This window comes from Brucella sp. NBRC 12950 (assembly GCF_030268145.1).
Classification (GTDB): Bacteria; Pseudomonadota; Alphaproteobacteria; order Rhizobiales; family Rhizobiaceae; genus Brucella.
In genome coordinates, this window is record NZ_BSQC01000015.1 from 1 (window position 1) to 20,912 (window position 20,912).

Below are 20,912 nucleotides of genomic sequence, written 5' to 3' on the forward strand. Positions count from 1 at the left end.
CGGGGGCCCTTCATCTCGTCACAGCTTCCCGCATTCCGGGCCACCCGCAAGAGATTACACCAAAAACCAAGGGGTACACCTTCAAGGTGGACACCTTGAATTGCCGTGCAAAGAAAGCCGCGCTTACAGATCATTCATTACGGCCGACGCTGAGATGTCAGGATTTTATCGTAGAAACGGCGGTGATCGGCGGCAATATCGCGCTATAGAGGGCAATCGGCGGTGTGGCGGAGAGGGTGGGATTCGAACCCACGGTGGAGTTACCCCCACGCCGCATTGCGAGTGCGACCAATATCTCTTGTTTCCCGAGGAAATCGGAACCCCAAGCGGGTATAGCCTATTGCTGCAAACGGAACCAACGACGAGGAAACGCATTTTACTGTGTCATTGCGATGCTGCGGCCTTAGCGGCCCTTTTGTCGGGTTGTCAGGTACTGATTGACGGCAGACATGTTTGAACGGGAAGGAAAAGATATGCTCCCCACCATCCATCATGATAATGCAGATGAGACGGCACGTAGCTTAACCCGCTCGCAGCAAAACGCGCTCCGCGCCATCGCATTCTTTCGTCACCAAAAGAAAATCGGAACTGGTTGGCTCGTGGGCGATCAGCGCCTTTCAAACCGGGTGATCAACCGGTTGGAGCAACTCGACCTTGTCGAGGAAAACGTCCTTCGTGGTGCGCCCATTCTCCAGCTTACAATTGTTGGAGAAGCCATGAAGGCAAAGCTTTTGCAGTGAAAATTGTATTCTGAGGGCTCTCTGGCCATAGAGCGGAGCAACGCCGGCCTCGAACTTTCAGTTCGTTCTGGTTCGATGAAAGCGTTTTGTCCAGGCTTGGGTGAGTTTCCTGGAGACTGGAAAGTAGCTTGATGTTCTCTTATCTTTGAGAAAATATTCGAAAGAACACCAAGTGAGAACGCAATGACCGTCTTCGCCATAACTGACGATGAAACTATGCGCATTGAGATACTTCCGCCGGAATCGGCTCGCCCGACAATGATGATTTGTGATTGCTGTCAGGAGAAGCGACCAGCAAATGCGTTCGATTTAGACAGCTGTGGTCTTTGCCGTGAATGTGTTGAATGCGATACGTGGATTATTCCCGACAACACGGACTGGTAGCAGCGAACGCAAAACGGTGATCGCATCTATAAGCGAAAACCCTTAAGGGGCGTGCAGCGCTTTCGATATCCTGTCCCGCTGGTTTCTCGCCTTCATCGTGCGAAAGAAAAGCTTGCAGGACAGGATATTGGTACTATTTCCACATGCTGCGCATTCTGGCACCGACATCTATTCTGACTTGTCGAGCGCTGCGTTCCCCGGCTGAGTGAGAAACTTTCGGCCAACTCGTCGCTTCAAAATATTGAAGCAGGAAAGCTGGAATAAAGCGGGTTCTTGAAGCGTAAACGTGACGATCTCCCTGAGCGTTCTGCCCATAAGTGAAGAAACGCTGTGGCGTGATGAGCGAGAGGTTATCGCGCGCACGTGTCATGCCGACATAGAGCAGACGCCGCTCCTCCTCAAGTTCAGCTGTGGTTCCCGCGCCCAAATCAGACGGAATGCATCCATCCACAACATTGAGCATAAACACCGAACGCCATTCCTGGCCTTTTGAGGAATGAATGGTCGAGAGGATCAAATAATCTTCATCAAGAAGAGGAACGCCTGCTTGGTCGCTGGTCGCATCCGGCGGATCAAGCGTTAACTCGGTCAGGAAACGCTCTCGGTTCGGATATCCCCCTGCGATCTGTTCGAGCTGTAAAAGATCAGCCTTCCTTGTATCTGCATCCTCGTGAATGCGATCAAGATGTGGTTCATACCACGTTCGCGCCAAAGCGACCTCGCCCGGCCACCCGCCTTCTGCTTTTCGTAAACTCGACATTAAAGTTACAAAGGCAGGCCAATCCTGTGATGTTTTTGGCGGCGGGGGAATTTCCGCAAGCGACATGAGCGGTTCAGGATCATCGGCTATCGTGTCAAGAATTCGGGCGGCGGTCTGGGGGCCTATTCCGGGCAGCATCTGAAGGAGGCGAAAACCTGCAACTCGATCACGCGGATTTTGAGCGAAACGGATTGTTGCGAGCAAATCTTTCACATGCGCACTGTCGAGAAATTTCAGTCCGCCAAATTTCACGAAGGGAATATTGCGGCGTGTGAGTTCGACTTCCAGTGCACCGCTATGACTTGAGGTCCGAAACAACACAGCCTGTTGTTTAAGGCTGATGCCCACCTCACGATTGGCAAGCACCTGCTCTACGACATAATTTGCTTGCTCTGTTTCGTCTTTTACGGTGACGAGTAGCGGCCGCTGTTCAGACTGACGATCCGTCCAAAGGTTTTTGGTAAACCGCTCACGCGCCAGATCAATAACTCCGTTGGCTGCAGCAAGGATGGGCTGGGTCGAGCGATAATTCCGATCAAGCGTGATGACGTCTGCAGGTGTGGGGGAAAACTGGTTCGGAAAATCAAGAATATTGCGCACTGTCGCTGCCCGGAACGAATAGATCGACTGCGCATCGTCGCCAACAACGGTCAATCCGCGGCCACCCGGCTTCAACGACAATAGAATCGACGCCTGCAGACGATTGGTATCTTGATATTCGTCGACGAGAATATGATCGAAGCGTCCACCGATGTCGTCCGCTAATTCCGGGTCTGACACCATCTGAGCCCAATATAAAAGCAGGTCGTCATAATCGAGTACGTTTTGGGCCTGCTTTGCCTCAACATAGGCTGCAAAGAGCTTTTTCAGTTCCTCTTCCCAGCCGATGACCCAGGGATAGGCTGACTTCAGAACTTCGCTAAGGGCACATTCCGCATTGACTGTACGCGAATAGATCGCAAGACAAGTTCCCTTGGTCGGAAAGCGGCTTTCGGTTTTAGAGAACCCGAGCTCATGACGAATGAGGTTCATGAGATCGGCGCTATCTTCACGGTCATGGATAGTAAAATCCACATTCAGGCCGATTTGCTCGGCATAAATACGCAGTAGCCGCGCGCCGATACCATGGAACGTCCCAGCCCAGGCCAATGCATCCGTCATAATGGCTGAATTATCGCCTAAAACCTGCCGGCAAATACGCTCGACCCTCCGCCCCATTTCTGAGGCGGCTCTGCGCGAGAACGTCATCAGCAAAATCCGGCGAGGATCGGCACCGTTAACAATCAGATGAGCAACACGATTGGCCAAGGTATTGGTTTTGCCAGATCCTGCACCGGCAATTACCAGCAAGGGGCCACCAATGCGACCCTCCGCGAGGCCGACGCCGTATTCGACAGCCTGGCGCTGCCGCTCATTGAGTTTTTCTAGATAAGCCGCCATTGTCCCCATCTGAGAAGAAAAAAATCCTGACTACCCTGCTCGCTGATATCTCTTTGAATCGTTTGTAGGTTTCATCCAAACCCCACCTGATCCAAGAATTTTTCAGTTCACACACCCGATTGACTCACGCTGACAATCGGAACAAATAGGGAACTTATCAGCTTTAACGGGCGCTGCAAACCCCAGAAAGGGAGCCGTATTTGGAATGCCTCAGATCGCCGCAAATCCTGTTATCGCCGAATTGCGGACACGCATTGAGCGGCTTGAAGGCGGACAAGGTCGTGTGCGTCAGGTTTTGCCGTTTGGCCTTGCGGAAATCGACGCCAAATTGCCCGGTGGTGGATTGGCGTTGGGAAATTTGCATGAGGTGGCTGGCGGCGGCAATGGTGCTGTTGATGGGGCTGCGGCAGCACTTTTTACCGCCGGCATCGCAGCACGAACCAAGGGTAAAATCCTTTGGTTGGTAACGCGGAGCGATTTGTTCATGCCAGCGATCGCCCAGGCTGGGCTTCATCCTGACCGGATGGTGCATCTTGAAGCGGGCGACGAAAAGGCTCTTCTTTCATGTTTTGAAGAAGGCCTGCGTCATGGTGGGCTTGGTGCGGTGGTTGCAGAAACTGCGCGTCTGTCGATGACTGCGTCACGTCGACTGCAATTGGCCGCCGAAAATGGAGGAACGATCGGGATTGCATTGCGCCGCTGGCGACGGCAGTCGGAAGCTGGAGATTTCGGACAACCAACAGCCAGTGTCACACGTTGGCGCGTCTCCGCCCTCCCCTCCGCACCTTTGCCGGTTCCCGGGCTCGACCGTGCACGCTGGCTTGTTGAACTTATTCGCTGTCGCGCAGGCGAGAGTGCCGATTTTGAAGTGGAAGCTTGCGATGAACAGGGTCGTATCGCTCTTCCTTCCCAGATGGTCTACGGATCGCCTGAGAAGGAACTCGGGCGCCGTTTCGCTTCGCGTTGAACCCCCGCTGGTTCTTATCGGCCGCGATGGACGTCGCCGTGTTGTCACTGCCCTTGACCGGCAAGCCGAGGCATTGGGATTGCGTATTGGCATGCTGCTTACCAAAGCTCAGGCGCTGGTTCCTGGACTATCTGTCATTGACGATAATCCGCGCGCTGATGCAGAAGGACTGCAAAAGCTTGCACAATGGGCGCTGCAGCGTATTTCCCCTATCGTCATGGCGGATCCACCCGATGGATTGGTCATCGACACGACCGGAGCCGACCATCTTTTGGGGGGGGAGGCCGCTATGCTCAACGCAATTATTGATCGCTTCGCAGCGTCCGGCATCCAAACGCGAGGAGCTGTTGCGGACACGTGGGGAGTTGCACATGCCGCAGCGCGGTTTGACGCGCAATCGCCGAAAATCATTCCGGTTGACGGCGGTCAAGCCTATCTTGCGCCATTGCCGATAGCAGCTTTGCGCTTGCAATCACCGATAATTGCAGACCTTCGTGCCTTAGGGTTTGAAAGCGTCGGTGATTTGCTAAGCACCCCACGGGCACCATTGACCCTTCGCTTTGGTCCCGAGGTTGCACGTCGTATCGATCAAGCTTTGGGTCAACTAGCAGAACCAATTGCACCAACGCGCCTTAACGAAATCATAGAAGCGCGAAAGGTCTTTGCTGAACCAATCGGTGCGGCCGAAACGATTATCCGCTATATTGATAAACTTGCAGCAGACCTTTGCAAAATATTGGAAGAAAAAGGGTTAGGCACACGTCGCCTTGATCTATTGGTGCATCGTGTCGACAACAGCCGACAGGCTATTCGTGTCGGCATGGCGCAACCTGTCCGCGATGCGAAGCGACTGACACGACTTCTTTCGGATAAGATCGGAACCATTGATCCCGGTTTCGGGATCGAAATCATGGAGCTTGCGGCTGTCATCGTCGAACCGCTCAACGGCAAGCAAAGCATTGCTGCGCTGGTCGACGAGCCGCAACATGACATCGCCAATCTCGTCGATTTGCTGGCAAATCGGGTCGGCGAAAATCGCCTTTGCCGCTTCACTCCAGTGCAAAGCGATGTCCCGGAGCGCTCTGTGACGAAAGTAGCCCCGCTTGCTCCTGAAACCGGAGCAACCTGGAGAAATGACTGGCCGCGGCCGTCACGCCTCTTGCCACGACCGGAGCCTATCGAAACCATGGCGCTTCTGCCTGACAATCCACCTGTGTGGTTTACCTGGCGTGGGGTTCGACGACGGGTACGTCATGCAGACGGCCCTGAACGCATTCGGGGTGAATGGTGGAAAAGAGACGCAGAAATGGCGACGGTGCGGGATTATTTCCGCGTAGAAGATGAAGCAGGGGAGCGCTACTGGATCTTTCGTTCAGGCGATGGGGAGCGAAGTGACAGCGGTAGTCAGTCATGGTTCTTGCATGGGATATTTGGATGAGCCCCATACAATATGCCGAATTGCAGACAACCAGCCATTTTTCTTTTTTACGCGGTGCCAGCAGCTGCGAGGAGTTATTCGCTCAGGCGGCGTTGATGGGAATAAAGGCACTAGGAATTGTTGATCGCAACTCGCTGGCGGGGATCGTACGCGCGCATCGCGCGGCACAAGATACAGGCATACGTCTGGTTGTGGGATGCAGGCTGGACCTTAAAGATGCTACGTCACTTTTGATTTATCCGATGGATCGTGCAGCCTACGCGCGGCTGTCCCGTCTTCTTTCTTTGGGAAAAAAGCGGGCGGGCAAAGGAAAATGCGACCTCGATTGGGCTGATATTGAAGCCTATAGCGAGGGATTGATAGCGGTTCTACTACCCGATGCACCCGACGCTACATGTGCGATGCGCTTACGGCGCGTAAATGAGATTTTTGAAGACCGCGCTTATATGGCGCTCACATTGCGGCGACGTCCCAACGACCAATTGCGTCTGTGGCAGTTGGCAGCGCTCGCAGCCGCAGCAAAAGTTTCGGCCGTAGTGACCAATGACGTCTTGTTTCACGAACCTTCGCGCCAACTTATGCAGGATGTGGTTACGGCTATTCGTCACAATACCACTGTCGATGAACTGGGCTATCGGCGCGAGCGTTTTTCTGACCGCTATCTTAAGCCTCCCGAAGAGATGCACCGATTGTTTTCTCGCTATCCGGAGGCTTTAGCGAAGACATTGGAAATTACCGAGCGCTGCAAGTTTTCGCTCGACGAACTCACGTATCAATATCCTGAAGAGCGACTTTTTCCTGAACTTTCGCCACTACAAGCGCTCGAAAAACTGACTTGGGAGGGCGCAGCTGAGCGTTATCCTGAGGGGCTGCCTGAAAAAGTACGAGGCAGTCTTTTGCACGAATTGCGATTGATTAAAAAACTCGATTACGCGCCTTATTTTCTGACGGTCAATTCGATTGTTCGCTTCGCCCGCTCCAAAGGAATTCTTTGCCAGGGCAGAGGCTCGGCGGCAAATAGTTCGGTTTGCTATGTTCTTGGCGTTACCGGCATCGATCCAGATCGCAACGATCTGTTGTTTGAACGCTTTGTTTCAGAAGAAAGGCGGGAACCGCCTGATATCGACGTCGATTTTGAGCACGAACGGCGCGAAGAAGTCATCCAATGGATTTATGAAACCTACGGGCGGGACCGTGCAGCACTTTGCTCAACCGTAATTCGCTATCGCGCAAAGGGTGCACTTCGGGATGTCGGTAAGGCGCTGGGCTTACCGGAGGATTTAACGAAATCACTTTCATCGCAGGTTTGGGGATGGTCGGAGGGTGTTGAAGCGAGACACGCAGAAGGCCTAAATCTAAATCTTTGCGACCGTCGTCTGCAGCTGGCCTTGGAACTTTCAAACCAGCTTGTCGGCACGCCGCGTCATCTTTCCCAACATCCTGGCGGGTTCGTGCTCACCCGGGACCGGCTTGATGAACTTGTCCCCATCGAACCCGCAGCCATGGAAGACCGCGCGGTGATTGAGTGGGACAAGGACGACATTGATGTTTTGAAGTTCATGAAAGTCGATGTATTGGCGCTTGGCATGCTGTCTTGCATGCGTCGAGCATTCGATCTTCTTGCTCAATACAAGGACATCAGGCTCGAGCTCGCCTCTATTCCTTCCGAGGATCCTCGTACCTACGCGATGATAAGACGGGCCGATACGCTCGGGACGTTTCAGATCGAATCCCGGGCCCAGATGGCAATGTTACCGCGCATGAAGCCGCGTACTTTCTATGATTTGGTCATTGAAGTCGCGATTGTGCGGCCAGGTCCGATCCAGGGGGACATGGTCCATCCCTATCTTAAGCGTCGCGAAGGCAAAGAAGAGATTGTCTACCCGCGGCCTGAGTTGGAGGCCGTCCTGGGCAAGACGTTGGGCGTGCCTTTATTTCAAGAACAAGCCATGCGGGTTGCGATTGAATGCGCGGGGTTCTCGGCGGGTGAAGCTGATATGTTGCGTCGCGCAATGGCGACATTCAAGCACACTGGCGGTGTATCGAAATTCGGAGAAAAGCTGATCGAAGGCATGGTGGCCAACGGCTATGAGCGTGACTTTGCGACAAAAACTTTCAAGCAACTTGAGGGTTTTGGCTCATACGGCTTTCCTGAAAGCCATGCGGCGAGCTTCGCATTGATCGCTTACGCAAGTAGCTGGATCAAATGTTGGCATCCTGACGTTTTCTGCGCTGCACTTTTAAACGCGCAACCGATGGGATTTTATGCACCAGCGCAAATTGTCCGCGATGCGCAAGCGCACGGCGTTGAGATCCGTCCGGTTTGCATTAACGCTTCGCGATGGGACACGACACTTGAAACTATTAGTGGCGACGAATGCAGATTTGCGGTCCGTCTTGGACTGCGCATGGTCAAGGGTTTGGGGAACGCGCAGGCTGCTCGGCTGATAACTTGTCGCGGCGATGCCCCTTATGCATCAGTCGATGATTTATGGCGTCGGGCAGAAATTCCAGCATCTGCATTAAATGACTTGGCAGAAGCGGATGCATTCAGACCCTCGCTTGGTCTTCAAAGACGTGACGTTGTCTGGGCGATGAAGGCGCTTAGGGACGAGCCTTTGCCATTGTTTTCAGCGGCAGCTGCCCGTGAGCGCTTCATCGTTACCGAACAAGTGGAACCGGCGGTGCCTTTACGACCAATGACAGCTGGAAGTGAGGTGGTGGCGGACTATTCTCATGTCGGGCTTACATTACGTCAGCATCCTTTAGCCTTTCTTCGGTCAGATCTGACGCGTCGACACGTATCCACCTGCGCGAGTGCCAATGCGATGCGGGATCGAAGCCCGGTCAAAGTTGCAGGTCTGGTTTTAGTGCGGCAGAGGCCTGGATCGGCCAAGGGCGTGATGTTTATTACAATCGAGGATGAAACAGGTGTCGCCAATCTCGTGGTATGGACAAAAGTGTTTGAAAAATATCGGAGTGCGGTGCTCGGTGGTGGAATGATCGGCATAAAAGGGCGCGTTCAACGTGAAGGTGACGTCATTCATATCGTCGCGCATCATATAACGGATCTTTCATCTGAACTCGCCGGCATCGGCAACCGGGAAACTGCATTTCCATTGCCACATGGAAGAGGCGATGAATTTCATCATGGCTCGCCTGCGCCCGACCGGCGTGGGATGCCGAAACCACGCGATATGCCTGATCCTTATCTTCATCTCGATCAAATCAAGGTTAAAACCCGTGATTTTCGCTAAATAGCCGATGCCGAGCTTTGTCCTGAATGACTTTTCTCATGCCTGCCTTTTTTGGCGAAGCCGAAGAAGACACTGAAGATTCAAAGGTGGTGAAGGTCCAAAGATGTTAGTTTTGCCAATTTAGCCGACCAAGCCTGGTGAAAAGGCGTCGGCTAAATCTATTTTTGTTAGTATCTGGCTCCGCGCTGGCTCCAAAGACCAGCTTTGAATTCCTCCGCCTCCATACCCGACACACTGGGCAGTTTCCGGCTTACTGTTTCAGCAATGCTTGAATAAGCAAATAGGTCGCTTCGATGCGCGCTTCGTTCGGATAGTTTTTATTCGCGAGCACCACAATACCAAGTTTCTCACTTGGGATTGCAGCGATATAGCCGCCAAATCCATTCGTTGAGCCGGTTTTGTTGATGAGAACTTGTCTTTGTGCCGGCAGGGACGGCGTTATTTTTTGCATCGGTTGGGGTTTCATAATGAAATCATAGCCGTTTCCTGCAAGCATGTCCTTGATATTCACCGGCCATGGATATTGTTCAAGGATCATGGCTTGAGTAAAGAAATCCGTCTTGAACTGCCCTTGCTGGGTCCGCTCAACGGCAGCTTTTATTTCAGCCGAGGTTTCAGCCTCACCCAACTCTATATCGAGAAGCTTGAGCATATCCCGAGCGCTCGACTTGACCCCATAGGCTTCCGCATCCAAAACACCGGGCGAAACCCTGATGGGTGCATCCGTTTTGCGATCATAGCCATATGCATAAAGCGGCATCTTTTCTTCAGGCACATCAATCCAGGAATTGGTGAGGCCAAGTGCAGGAAATAGCACCGTTTGGGCGGCCTTTGGGTAGTTGCTACCCATTGCCTTACCGGAAATATAACCGAGCATTCCAATGCTGATGTTGGAATAACTGCGCGCACCCGGGTGAGAGGGTTGCCAATCCTTAAGCCAATTTATCAAACCTTCCACGTTTTTAACGCTATCTGGAACCTGTAAAGGCAGTCCGCCGGAATGGTGGGTAGCAAGATCCATCAAGGTGAGATTATTGCCGATTGAACAGGTGTCTTCACAAAGATGATGGGCAAGCGTGTCGTTGAGGTTGAGCTTTCCGCGTTGTTCAGCCAGAGCCGCGAGTGTCACTGTAAAGACTTTGCTTATCGAACCGAGTTCGAAAAGCGTATCGGGCGTTACCGGGCGATTATCTGCTCGCGACGCAAGACCTGCCGTATAAAACTCATGAACACCATTGCGGGTAACGCCGACAACCAAACCCGGTATTTTATAATTCTCAATGACTGGAGAAAAAGCTTTTTGAGCATATGCGCTAAAATCGCCGGCGACAGCCATTGAGGGGCAGAGAACTGATATCAGCGCAAGCGCTTTGAGTAATTGCGTCCGCCCATTCATTGATTTGCTCCATTAATTCGCAGTTTTCAAATACCGATCTCGGTACTGCATTTGATGGGGCGAAGTTAAGGCAACCAAGGCCGTCTTTTGGTCAGGATGGATTAACGACCGTGCAGAATTATAAAAATTGCCGCACGGCCAACCCTCTTGTCTTATTTTTTTCCGAAATTCTCTTGCCTTTATCCGCGAGACATATTCAAGGGCGGCATGACATCTGGACCCAGTGGCGAAACATATGGTGTTCTCGCAGTATGTTCAGCCAGCGCTGCTTTCGCATTTTCCAACAATTGTGGATCGACAATAGCGTTGAGACCCGTCGCAGCCATTGCCTTTGCAGCATGAACCATTGCTTTATGAGCAGCTGGCGACTTGCCTTGTGCAACGATCTGCCAGGTATGAAACGGTGTGCCGATAGCAACCGTTGGAGCGTGGACCTGCACTGTTGGGACAACCCAGCTCACATCACCGATATCGGTCGACCCGATAAACGGCTTCCGATTGGTATTTTCAGGGGTTAGGAAGTTTGCGAGCGGCTCCTCGGTGATTGGCATGCCAATCGCCTTGAAAACGGAGGCTATATCTTGTTCAGAGAATGTTTTACGAATTTCACGGGCAAAAGCGCGATCCTGCTCATCAAAATCGGGAGCACCCAATTCATCCATGGCTGTATAGAGCGCATGTTCGAGCGGCTTATTGTCAAGCGTGTTGGATACCGCACTTACGATGCTCATCTCAACCGTCGTCTCGGTCATCATCGCTGCCCCCTGTGCAATTTTATGCACACGGTGAACAAGATCATGCATATCTTGCAGTTCCATCGCGCGAATTGAATAACGAACCCGAGCATGAGCCTGAACAACATTGGGCGCGATGCCGCCTGCATCCAAAATTGCAGAGTGAACACGCGCGTCAGATGGCATATGTTCACGCATGTAATTCACACCAACGCTCATTAGTTCGAGAGCATCAAGTGCACTGCGCCCCAAATGAGGAGCGGCGGCTGCATGAGCTGCACGGCCTTTGAACGTGAAGTCCGCACGCGTATTGGCAAGAGAAAGCGCCGGAGCGACTTCCCAAAAACTGTAGGGATGCCATGAAATGGCAATGTCGACGTCGTCGAATGCTCCGGCGCGAACCATGAACGTCTTCGCCGCGCCCCCCTCTTCGGCCGGACAGCCATAATAGCGCACCCGTCCAGCAATGCCTTTTTCGGCCAGGTAATTCTTGAGCGCAATTGCAGCGAGCATCGCACCTGATCCAAGGAGATTATGCCCACAACCGTGACCATTTCCGCCCTCGTGCAATGGTTTGTGCTCGGCCTGACCCGCCTCTTGGCTCAGACCTGGGAGCGCATCAAACTCGCCTAAAAATGCAATAACAGGTCCGCCCTCTCCCGCCTCACCAATAACAGAGGTTGGGATATCCGCTATCGCTTCAGTGACGCGGAAGCCGTGATGCAAAAGTTCAGCCTTATGTTCAGCGACTGAGCGAAACTCTGTATAACAAACTTCAGGCATGCCCCAAACGCGATCGCTGAGCTCAATAAGCCGTTCTTTTTCAGCATCGACTTTTTGCCAGAGGTCTTTTCGATTATTTGCATTCATAGCATTTTCCAATTTCTGCTTTTAGAGCTGTGCCGCATCATCAAACACAAGTTCGGAGGCCGGGGGAATCCTGTTTTCAAACCAGAACGCGGCAGCTGCACGAGACATAGCAGCGCCGTCATGGCCAACACCTTCTATGTCTATCAGCTTCCATTCGAAAGGTAGACCACGCTTTCTTGCCTGTTCCAGCGCATAGGCATAGAAAAAATGTGCGCGCTTAAAACGTGATGGGCCTTGCGCCAGCGCTTCGGGCTGAGAAGGAAGGTTCGGATCGTCTTCGGCGATATCCTGATCGCCCGCAAATATGTGCATTGGATAGGCGAACCAGCGGGCAAGCTGTTCCTCAGACAAACCAATGGCTCCCATGCCTTCTGGAAAGCGCCGCTCCATATCCGGCAAGGTATACCAGCCCGGATTTGCAGCTATGACAGCACAGAAAGGATAAGTTGGCTGTGTGGCGAGAAGCCGATGCGCAAATTGCCCACCTGCCGAATGCCCATAAAGGTAGGGACGTTCTTGGGTAGTGACCCCGGACGCCTTCAAGGCAGCAAACACGCGCGCGGGAACCCCGTATAGCCATTCTTGAGGCTCACGAACATTTCCCGACGGATCTAATACGAGACCGTTATTATAACTTTCAGCCATCGGGAAAGCAGCATCAGAGAAGGTTGGTGCAGCAATTAACAGCCCGTGTTTTTCAGCTGCTGGTATCCAGAAATCCCGATACTCATCACCGTTACGCAGCATTCCATGCTGTACAATCACCACAGGGCTGTTCGGGTTATGGTGCGCTGGTCGGTAGAAGTTTACCTGCAAAGGGTGGTCAGGGTGAAACCTGTCGAGGAAAGGCAATACACTTGCCCCGGTTACTGGATTAAGCGACGATGTAATCATTGATACTCCAGATTGTGCAAATGGCACGCCACACTCTGACGAGAGGCGATTTCTTTCAACTCGGGACGATGATCACGGCACACAGCCATGGCTTGCGGACATCGAGGATGGAACGGACAGCCCTTTGGGGGCGCCAGTGGCGAAGGCAGATCCCCCTTCAACGGCTCGAAATTGCGCTTGCGGCGTTTGACGGATGGGCTCGCATTCAGCAATGCAGCGCTATAGGGGTGGGCCGGATTTGCAAATATATCGGCAGCTGCGCCGATCTCGACAATACGGCCTAGATACATGATCGCAATTCGGTCACTTATATGCCGAACCACCCCAAGATCATGGCTGACAAACAGGTACGTCAATCCATACCGCTCCCTCAAATCCATGAAGAGATTAATGACCTGAGCCTGGATGGATACGTCAAGGGCGGAGACCGGTTCGTCGCAAACAAGAAAATCCGGCTTAACGGCTAGTGCGCGCGCTATGCCAATACGCTGGCGTTGCCCTCCGGAAAACTGATGGGGATAGCGGTCACGATAAGCGACATCAAGGCCTACTTCCTCCAGAGCGCGATCAACGATGCCTGAGATTTGGCTTTTCGGCGCTAGCTTGTGAACCTTCAGCGCGTCGGCAACAATATCGTGAACCTTCATTCTAGGATCAAGTGAAGCGAAAGGATCCTGAAAAATCATTTGTACTCTAAGCAGGAACTCCAGCTTTTCGCGGTTGCGTAAGTCGCGGACGTTTTTATGCTTGTAGAGGACATCTCCGGCCGTGGGTTGGTGAATGCCGGTCGCCATGCGTGCCAATGTGGATTTACCACAGCCCGATTCCCCAACCAGACCAAGAACCTCGCCTTGCCTCACACTGAGATCGACACCATCGACGGCGCGCAGGAGCCGATTGGGTTGCTTTTTTCCGGCAAGACTCAGGATCTTTTCGGCCGTTGTCGCTCTGGATTCAAAATATTTGCTGACGCTTTTCATCTCGAACAAAATATCGTTCACGAGACTACCTCCAGCGCTGCAACCGGATTATGGCATCGAAAGCTATGATCACCCAGTATCTGTTTTTCCGGATAAGTCGTTATGCAGATCTCGATTGCCCGCTCACACCGCGTTCGGAATGGGCATCCAGACGGGCGCGCATCAATGCGGGGAGCATTTCCGTTGATTTGATGAAGACGTTCGCCTGGCTGAACCATACCGGTCGAAGAACGAAGCAGGCCAAGCGTGTAAGGATGCATCGGTTTATCGAGCACATCATCCACCGACCCGCTTTCAACAATCTGTCCGGCGTACATGACCGCGACCCGATCAGCCAGTTCTGCAACAACGGCCAGGTCGTGTGTAATCCACAAAACAGCGGTTCCAGTTTGACGCACAAGCTGTTGTACTTCGTAAAGGATCTGGCTCTGTATAGTAACGTCCAATGCGGTTGTCGGCTCATCAGCGATGATAAGATCAGGACTATTGAGCAACGCGATCGCAATGGCCACGCGCTGACGCATTCCTCCTGAAAACTCGTGCGGATATTGTTTGAGCCGTGCTTCAGGCGATGAAATCCCAACTCTTGTTAAGGCGTCCATCGCTTCTCTGCGCGCGTCGTCACGGCTAGAATTACGATGCTCAAAAATTGCCTCAAGCATCTGCTCCCCGATTGTCAAAACTGGGTTGAGGGTGGAAAGCGGATCCTGAAAGATCATGGCAATGCGGTCGCCACGCAGTGAACGCAACTCTTCATCAGAAGCCGCGCAGAGATCAGCGCCATCGAAGAATATCTTGCCTTCGACAATCTCTCCAGGTGCGTCAATCAGTTGGACGATGGAAAAACCTGTGACCGATTTCCCAGACCCGGATTCTCCTACCAGACAAAGGATTTCGCCGCGCTCGACGGTGAGATCAACGCCGTCTACCGCAGACCAAGCGCCGCCAAGCAAGTGAAAGACTGTCCGCAGTCCCTGGATATCTAAAAGTGCCGTCATGTGTTGGCCCTCACATTGAAGCTGCGGCGAACGCGATCCCCGATGAAGTTTAGCGAAATGATCAACAGAACGAGGGCAATCCCAGGGAACACGGCAATCCAATATTCACCAGAGAGCAAATATTCGAAGCCATTGGCGATCAAAAGTCCAAGTGAAGGTTGAGTGACAGGGACCCCAACGCCGAGAAACGACAGGGTGGCTTCAAGGGTTATGGCGCCTGCAATGCTGATAGTGGACATGACAAGCACGGAACCGACCGAATTGGGAAGCAAATGCGCGAGCATGATATGGCGCGTTGGAAGGCCGAAATTGACGGCGGCCTCTATATATTCCTTGCGCCTTTCTACCATGGCGGAGGCGCGCATCAGACGGGCATATTGCGCCCACTGAACAACGATAATGGCGAAAATCACCTTATCTACTCCGCGACCAACGGAGGCTAGAAGCACAAGAGCGACAAGGATCGATGGGAACCCGAGCATGAAGTCGACCAGACGCATGATGATGGTGTCGACGAAACCACCAATCTGGGCTGCAAACAATCCTGCCGTCACGCCGATAATCATTGCGCCTAGCGTAGACAAGAGGCCAACTAGCAAGCTTGTACGAAGTCCGTAAAGGATCGCACTGACCATGTCGCGCCCTTGCGCGTCCGTGCCTAACCAGTAGTTCATACCAGCCATGCTTGATGAACCCGGCGGCAAGCGGTTGTCCATCACACTTAACGAAGAAAGATCATAGGGGTCCTGGGGTGCGATAAATGGGGCGAGGATCGCGAGAATAACAAGGCACCCAAGCAGTATGGCTGCGCCACGCATGGTAGGCTTGCTGCGAATGCGCTTGAGCACCTTTTTTCTCAAAGGCGTGTTGGCAAATTGAGGAATGGTCGGTTTGATCATACCATTTCTCCCGAAAGCTTCACTCTTGGGTCGAGGGCCGCGTAAAGCACATCTACAAGGAAGTTGACTCCAACAAAAAGCAGGGTTGCAAGCATCACGTAAGCAACGACAACCGGACGATCGAGTTGATAGATGCTATCGATCAGGAGTTTACCCATTCCGGGCCACGAGAATACGGTTTCAGTAATGGTAGAGAAAGCCACCAGACTGCCGAACTCGATACCTGCGACAGTAATAACGGGGATCAGAATATTGCGCATGATATGGCGGAAAACGATACGCTTGTGGCGTACACCCTTGGCTCTGGCAAATTTGACATAGTCCTGCGTTGTCGCCTCCGTTGCACCAGCAGCAACCAGGCGCACCAGCAAGGCGGATGTTGGAATTGCAAGATTCAGCACTGGCAAAACGAGGTGGCGGAGACCATCGAGGGTAAACAAGCTGGTCTGAAACCCCAGAATATCGACGGTATCCCCCCTACCCGCGGTTGGAAGCCAACCAAGAACAACACTGAATAGCAGGATCAGCATCATTCCTTTCCAAAAGCTTGGAAGGGAGAAGCCGATGACAGTACCGGCCATAACCAGACGCGAGAAACGGCTTTCGGTATTAAGGCCAGCATAAAGGCCTAGCGGTACGCTCACAATTGTCGCGCAGCTCATTGAAAGAAACACCAGCTCCAATGTGGCCGGAAGCCTTCCCAGTATCAGAGAGACAACCGGCACTCCATGGACAAAGGACGTCCCAAGATCGCCTTTCAGTGCGTTTCCCAGGAAGGTGAAATATTGCTGCCAGACCGGAAGGTCTAGACCCAGTCTTTTGATCAGTGCCAGCCTTTCAGCGGCACTGACCTGTGGTGGAACAAGAAGCTCAATCGGATCCCCGATGCCGTATATTGCAAAGAAGACGGCAACCGAAACGGCGAGCAGCACCAGAGCGCTTTGGATCAAGCGCTGCAAAGCATATGCAGTCATCACATTTTACCCGAATGATACTTGTCGAAGATAACTACTTCGCAGGCTTTGCGGACATAGCGAGTGTGAATTGGTCCGAACGGCCCGTGAAACTGATATCCGCTTTGTGCGCCCAAATGCCGCTTTCAAAATGCAATGGAATGAATGCGTAATCCTTGAGCACCTCGGTCGTTGCTTGCTGTAACAAGGCGGAACGCTTGTCATCGTCCATTGTTTCTACCGCTTCATAAATCAGCTTGTCGAAGGCCGGATTATTATAACCACCGTAGTTGGATCCACCCATGGTCCCAGCCTCATTGGGGGATGCAGGCCACTGACGCAGGAATGACGAGGCCTCGCCGCTGGTCGATGCCCATCCACCGATGGCGACGCTTAATTCTTTCTTCGAACGACGCGGAAAATAAAGAGCCCGTGTCATTGCATCCACATCGGCTTTTATGCCGATCTGTGTCAGATACTGCGCGACGGCTTGCGTAATCTGGCTGTCATTGATGTAACGATCATTGGTCGTTGAAAGGGTGAGCTGAAATCCATCCGGGTAACCGGCTTCAGCGAGTAGCTTTTTAGCAGCCGCCGGATCATAACGCAGCTCCGGCGCCTCAGGCAGAGTACCGAACATACCCTTCGGCAAAAATTCGTTTGCCTGCTCCGCAGCACCGTCCATCAAGCGAGCGATAATTGCTTTGCGATCAATCGCAAGAGAGATGGCTTCACGCACACGAACGTCCTGCAGCGGGTTTTTTCCATCAGCGGATTTGACGAACGGGCTTTGATTGCGACCAACATCGAGCTGGTAGTATATTACACGGGTTGTCGGAGTGACTTCTGCAACAAAACGCTTGTCATCCTTGATCCGGGTCAAGTCACGCGCAGCCGGGTTCTCAACGAGATCGTAATCACCGGCAAGCAGGCCCGCTAGTCGCGTTCCAGCATTGGGTACAGGAATAAAGCGGACAGCTTCCCAAGGTTCTTTTTCACCCCAGTATTTATCATTGCGCTCGAGTTCGATAACCGAGCCCTTCACATAATTCTTGAACTTATACGGTCCAGTTCCGATCGCTTTCTTGCCATCGTTAAAATCGCCCACAACGGGCCATGTTCCTGTGACGCCGCAATTCTTAGCTGGATCGAACGTAATCTTATCATGCGCCACAATCGAAGAACTTAAGATGCCGACTGTTCCCATAAAGGTAGCAAGCAATGGTTCAGGAACCTTTGTCGTAATGATCAGGGTTTTGGCATCAGGTGCTTCAACAGAAGCAAAATTCGCTGTAATGTCGGCAAATGAACCTGAAACGGCAGTCTCGTTCTTCAGCGTCCGGCAGAAAGTGAAAACCACATCGTCGGCAGTGAACGGCGTTCCATCAGAGAACGTGACGCCTTCCCGGAGCTTGAAGGTCCATTTGTTTTTACCATCATTCTCCCAGGATTCAGCAAGGGCTGGATGCAATTTCTGCTTCTCGTCCTGACGTGTCAGGCTATCGAATATATGCGCTGCCAGGGCATTGTTCGGGGTGAGATCATGGTAGTGCGGGTCGACGGCGGTCGCTTCTGATGAAAGCGCAACCTTAAGAGTCTGGGCATTTGCCGCGCCGCCCAGAACTGTGGTCGCAAAAAAGCTAGCTATCACGAGCGTTTTGTACATAATTAAATCGTTCCCTTGGAATATACATCTTTTTTGATGTGATTATTTTCATTTTTAGATTATATGAAAATTTCTAGACGTCAACGACGGAAATGATCAATGGCTGCTACCTTGAGTCCCAAGTCCGAATTCGCGCAGCGGATGGCAGAGGTTTACCCGTCTCTGAGCAAGTCACATCAGAAGATCGCGGACTTTGTATTGGCACGGCCTCTCGACGTTGTGGCTATGTCCATAGAAGGCGTTGCAGAAGCAAGCGGTAGCTCGACTGCTACAATTACCCGCTTTGTCAGAACTGTTGGATATAGCGGGTTTAGCGAATTCCGGGAAAGAATTGTTTCTGATTTCCAGACAGTCCCGGGCCATCAACAAACCACGGATGGTGAAGGCTTCGGCCCTGATGGAAGGAGTTCGACGTTACACCGGCAACTCATTAATAGCGTGGATAAAATTAAAGATGCGATCTCAAATATCGACGGTGCGACCGCAGACAATTTTATTCATTCGCTCCTTCAGGCAAATCGAATTATTATTCTAGGAACCGGCGCCAGCCACTATGCTGCAGCCTATTTGGAGGAAGGGTTAGCGCTTTACACCGAAAAAAGCGTCACCAACGCGCTTCTTCGTGGTGCGAGTTCTTACGCGAGCAATGTAATTAACGCTATTGGCCAGAACGATGTGGTGATTGCGATATCGATGCCGCGATACTCGCAAAGCACACTGGAACTGACAAAATCTGCCCGGTCCAAACACGCGAGAATACTGGTTATAACCGATAGCCCGACATCACCGCTCGCCTCTCTCGCAGATATCGTCCTTTACGCAACCGCGAAAAGTGAATTCTTACCAAACTCACCATCCGCAATCTTTGCTCTTTCCGAAGCAATTGTCACAGCTGTTGCCGAGCAGCGTCCTGATATCGTCGAATCCCTCCGAAAGATACCACCGCCAAACATAGTCCGTTGAGCGTCTGGCGCTCGCAAGCATTAGAATTAAATGAGTTACGCCCCAAAACGATGTCACGAGATGTCGTGTCGGTTTTACCGCCATAGGTCGCGCATCGTTCGCAAAAGGCAATAAGGTGAAGAGCGTATTTCGGATTTCGGATTGCGCAAGACTTAAAAGGTCAAAGGTTCCTGCACTAAGCTTACACCGAACTGCTCATAAACAGTTGTTTGAACCAACTTCGCAAGCAAGGAGACATCTTCAAAGGTGGCCTCACCGAGGTTAACCAGAATAAGGGCATGATGTTCGTACACCGATGCACCCCCAATCCTTTTTCCTTTTAGTCCGCAAGCATCGATTAGCCATGCGGCAGAGAGTTTCACGCGACCATCGCTTTTCAAGTGTCGGGGTGGGCCTTCAATACCGTTAGCAAAATCCGGATCAACCACCGGATTATGAAAGAAGGAACCGGCATTGCCCAGGATTTTCCAGTCGGGCAGTTTAACGGCTCTGATGGACAATACCCGGTCCATGACCGCGGACGCATTCGCAAAAGTTTCTCCGTTTAGCCCCTGATAGGTAAGCACCGGGCGCCATTTTTTTGGCAGAGCAAAGGTCACATCGAGGACAATATAGCGATTTGTCGCTTTAAAGACGCTGTTTCGATAAGAAAAGCCGCATTCTTCGCGCGAAAGCGTGACAACCGCGCCGACTTTCACATCATATGCGGTAAGTGCATGCAATCGTTCAGCCAGTTCTAGCCCGTAGGCACCGATATTTTGTACTGGCGCTGCTCCCACTGTTCCGGGGATCCCCGCAAGATTTTCAAGTCCGCTAAAACCTTGCTTGATCGTCCAAATCACAAATTGCGGCCAATCTTCTCCGGCGCTGGCCTTTATGAAGTGATGATCTGCGTCCGAGCCTATTAATTTTCGCCCCAAAATGTTCATGAGGCCGACAACAGCTGAGATTTTCGGTCGAAGTATAAGATTGCTGCCGGTACCAATCAAATAAAACGGCAGGCCTTGCTGATGAGCGAAATTTGCGAGTTGAATGGCGTCTTTTTGCGTGTTCAACGTCTTTGCAAACTGTGCAACAGACGAAAGTCCGAACGTATTGTGACTTGCAAGCGCATAATTCGTCTCAAAAAGCTGCATCAGGTCTTCCAGTCAACAGGTCTTGAGGTCGAAAATATCGGGCTCCAATGGACGCAGATACACGAGATCTTCTGATCTGTGCATACGAATATTCATTCGAAACGCATTCGCGATGCGTTGTGCTCGCTCCATGAACAAATTGGCGATCTCGGCTGAACAAAGCTCCGTCACTGTAAAACGAAAAATACCAAGCCAGCGCCTGAAGTTTGCGTCAGAAATTTCTGGAAGAGCAATGTGTTTGGGCAAAGGTCTGCCCTTGTATCGGCCGCTTCCAAGAAGGAGCGAGCTCCAAAAATCTGCAATTATATTCAGATGGTTTTGCCACTGCGCATCCGATATAGCGCTCTTGAAAACGGGGCCTATCAGCGCATCCTCACGTGCCAAGGCATAAAAGCGATCGACAACCATGCGGATCGTCACTTCATCGAGCGCTTCGT

At 52.1% G+C, this 20,912-nt stretch carries 17 protein-coding genes and 1 tRNA gene; 6 read left to right on the top strand and 12 right to left on the bottom strand.

Annotated elements, in window-relative coordinates; all coding sequences use genetic code 11:
- Positions 1–209: hypothetical protein (locus QSJ70_RS21860; RefSeq protein WP_285539585.1), on the top strand; the 209-nt coding region annotated here is incomplete at its 5' end.
- 16 nt (positions 210–225) lie between these two features.
- Here the strand turns inward: QSJ70_RS21860 and QSJ70_RS21865 are convergent.
- A tRNA-Ala gene (locus QSJ70_RS21865) sits at positions 226–306 on the bottom strand.
- Positions 307–473: 167 nt separating this feature from the next.
- Here QSJ70_RS21865 and QSJ70_RS21870 point away from each other — a divergent pair.
- Positions 474–740, top strand: coding sequence for a hypothetical protein (locus tag QSJ70_RS21870; protein WP_285539588.1), 267 nt, complete (start codon positions 474–476; stop codon positions 738–740).
- A 517-nt stretch (positions 741–1,257) separates the two neighbouring features.
- On the opposite strand, the gene QSJ70_RS21875 is transcribed toward QSJ70_RS21870, so the two are convergent.
- The gene (locus QSJ70_RS21875) at positions 1,258–3,324 is read right to left on the bottom strand and encodes an ATP-dependent helicase (protein ID WP_502871708.1); all 2,067 of its coding nucleotides are present in this window, start codon (positions 3,322–3,324) and stop codon (positions 1,258–1,260) included.
- A 205-nt stretch (positions 3,325–3,529) separates the two neighbouring features.
- Here QSJ70_RS21875 and QSJ70_RS21880 point away from each other — a divergent pair, with 205 nt between their 5' ends.
- The 3 genes from QSJ70_RS21880 to QSJ70_RS21890 are packed head-to-tail and all read left to right on the top strand — an operon-like array spanning position 3,530 to position 8,986.
- Entirely contained in the window at positions 3,530–4,291 is a 762-nt protein-coding gene (locus QSJ70_RS21880; protein ID WP_285539590.1) for an ImuA family protein, read from the top strand.
- On the top strand, positions 4,206–5,729 hold the full coding sequence (locus QSJ70_RS21885) for a DUF6504 family protein (protein WP_285539591.1): 1,524 nt from the start codon (positions 4,206–4,208) through the stop codon (positions 5,727–5,729). Before QSJ70_RS21880 ends, QSJ70_RS21885 begins: the two co-directional genes overlap by 86 nt.
- On the top strand, positions 5,726–8,986 hold the full coding sequence (locus QSJ70_RS21890) for an error-prone DNA polymerase (protein ID WP_285539592.1): 3,261 nt from the start codon (positions 5,726–5,728) through the stop codon (positions 8,984–8,986). Before QSJ70_RS21885 ends, QSJ70_RS21890 begins: the two co-directional genes overlap by 4 nt.
- 250 nt (positions 8,987–9,236) lie before the next feature.
- On the opposite strand, the gene ampC is transcribed toward QSJ70_RS21890, so the two are convergent.
- From ampC to QSJ70_RS21930, 8 genes are all read right to left on the bottom strand, one after another.
- The gene (gene ampC / locus QSJ70_RS21895; RefSeq protein ID WP_285539593.1) at positions 9,237–10,382 is read right to left on the bottom strand and encodes a class C beta-lactamase; all 1,146 of its coding nucleotides are present in this window, start codon (positions 10,380–10,382) and stop codon (positions 9,237–9,239) included.
- Between the two features lie 179 nt (positions 10,383–10,561).
- Positions 10,562–11,986 (bottom strand): M20 family metallopeptidase, encoded by a 1,425-nt coding sequence (locus QSJ70_RS21900; protein ID WP_285539594.1) that lies wholly within the window; start codon positions 11,984–11,986, stop codon positions 10,562–10,564.
- 21 nt (positions 11,987–12,007) lie between these two features.
- Entirely contained in the window at positions 12,008–12,880 is an 873-nt protein-coding gene (locus tag QSJ70_RS21905; RefSeq protein WP_285539595.1) for an alpha/beta hydrolase family protein, read from the bottom strand.
- Positions 12,877–13,881 carry an ABC transporter ATP-binding protein gene (locus QSJ70_RS21910; protein WP_285539597.1) on the bottom strand — a complete coding sequence of 335 codons (1,005 nt, stop codon included), beginning with the start codon at positions 13,879–13,881 and terminating at the stop codon, positions 12,877–12,879. Before QSJ70_RS21910 ends, QSJ70_RS21905 begins: the two co-directional genes overlap by 4 nt.
- Positions 13,878–14,858 (bottom strand): ABC transporter ATP-binding protein, encoded by a 981-nt coding sequence (locus tag QSJ70_RS21915; protein ID WP_285539599.1) that lies wholly within the window; start codon positions 14,856–14,858, stop codon positions 13,878–13,880. The genes QSJ70_RS21910 and QSJ70_RS21915 overlap by 4 nt, the downstream gene beginning before the upstream one ends.
- Positions 14,855–15,757, bottom strand: a complete 903-nt coding sequence (locus QSJ70_RS21920) for an ABC transporter permease (protein ID WP_285539601.1) — start codon at positions 15,755–15,757, stop codon at positions 14,855–14,857. Before QSJ70_RS21920 ends, QSJ70_RS21915 begins: the two co-directional genes overlap by 4 nt.
- Positions 15,754–16,731 carry an ABC transporter permease gene (locus QSJ70_RS21925; protein ID WP_285539603.1) on the bottom strand — a complete coding sequence of 326 codons (978 nt, stop codon included), beginning with the start codon at positions 16,729–16,731 and terminating at the stop codon, positions 15,754–15,756. Before QSJ70_RS21925 ends, QSJ70_RS21920 begins: the two co-directional genes overlap by 4 nt.
- 34 nt (positions 16,732–16,765) lie before the next feature.
- Positions 16,766–18,376 carry an ABC transporter substrate-binding protein gene (locus tag QSJ70_RS21930; RefSeq protein ID WP_285539604.1) on the bottom strand — a complete coding sequence of 537 codons (1,611 nt, stop codon included), beginning with the start codon at positions 18,374–18,376 and terminating at the stop codon, positions 16,766–16,768.
- Between the two features lie 99 nt (positions 18,377–18,475).
- On the opposite strand from QSJ70_RS21930, the gene QSJ70_RS21935 reads away from it, so the two are divergent.
- Positions 18,476–19,339: a MurR/RpiR family transcriptional regulator gene (locus tag QSJ70_RS21935; RefSeq protein ID WP_285539606.1), complete on the top strand. Its 864-nt coding sequence runs from the start codon at positions 18,476–18,478 to the stop codon at positions 19,337–19,339.
- A 152-nt stretch (positions 19,340–19,491) separates the two neighbouring features.
- Here the strand turns inward: QSJ70_RS21935 and murB are convergent, their stop codons facing one another.
- Both murB and QSJ70_RS21945 read right to left on the bottom strand, forming a co-directional pair.
- Positions 19,492–20,475, bottom strand: a complete 984-nt coding sequence (gene murB, locus QSJ70_RS21940; RefSeq protein WP_285539608.1) for a UDP-N-acetylmuramate dehydrogenase — start codon at positions 20,473–20,475, stop codon at positions 19,492–19,494.
- Positions 20,476–20,487: 12 nt separating this feature from the next.
- The gene (locus tag QSJ70_RS21945) at positions 20,488–20,883 is read right to left on the bottom strand and encodes a group III truncated hemoglobin (protein WP_285539610.1); all 396 of its coding nucleotides are present in this window, start codon (positions 20,881–20,883) and stop codon (positions 20,488–20,490) included.
- Positions 20,884–20,912 lie beyond the last annotated feature (29 nt).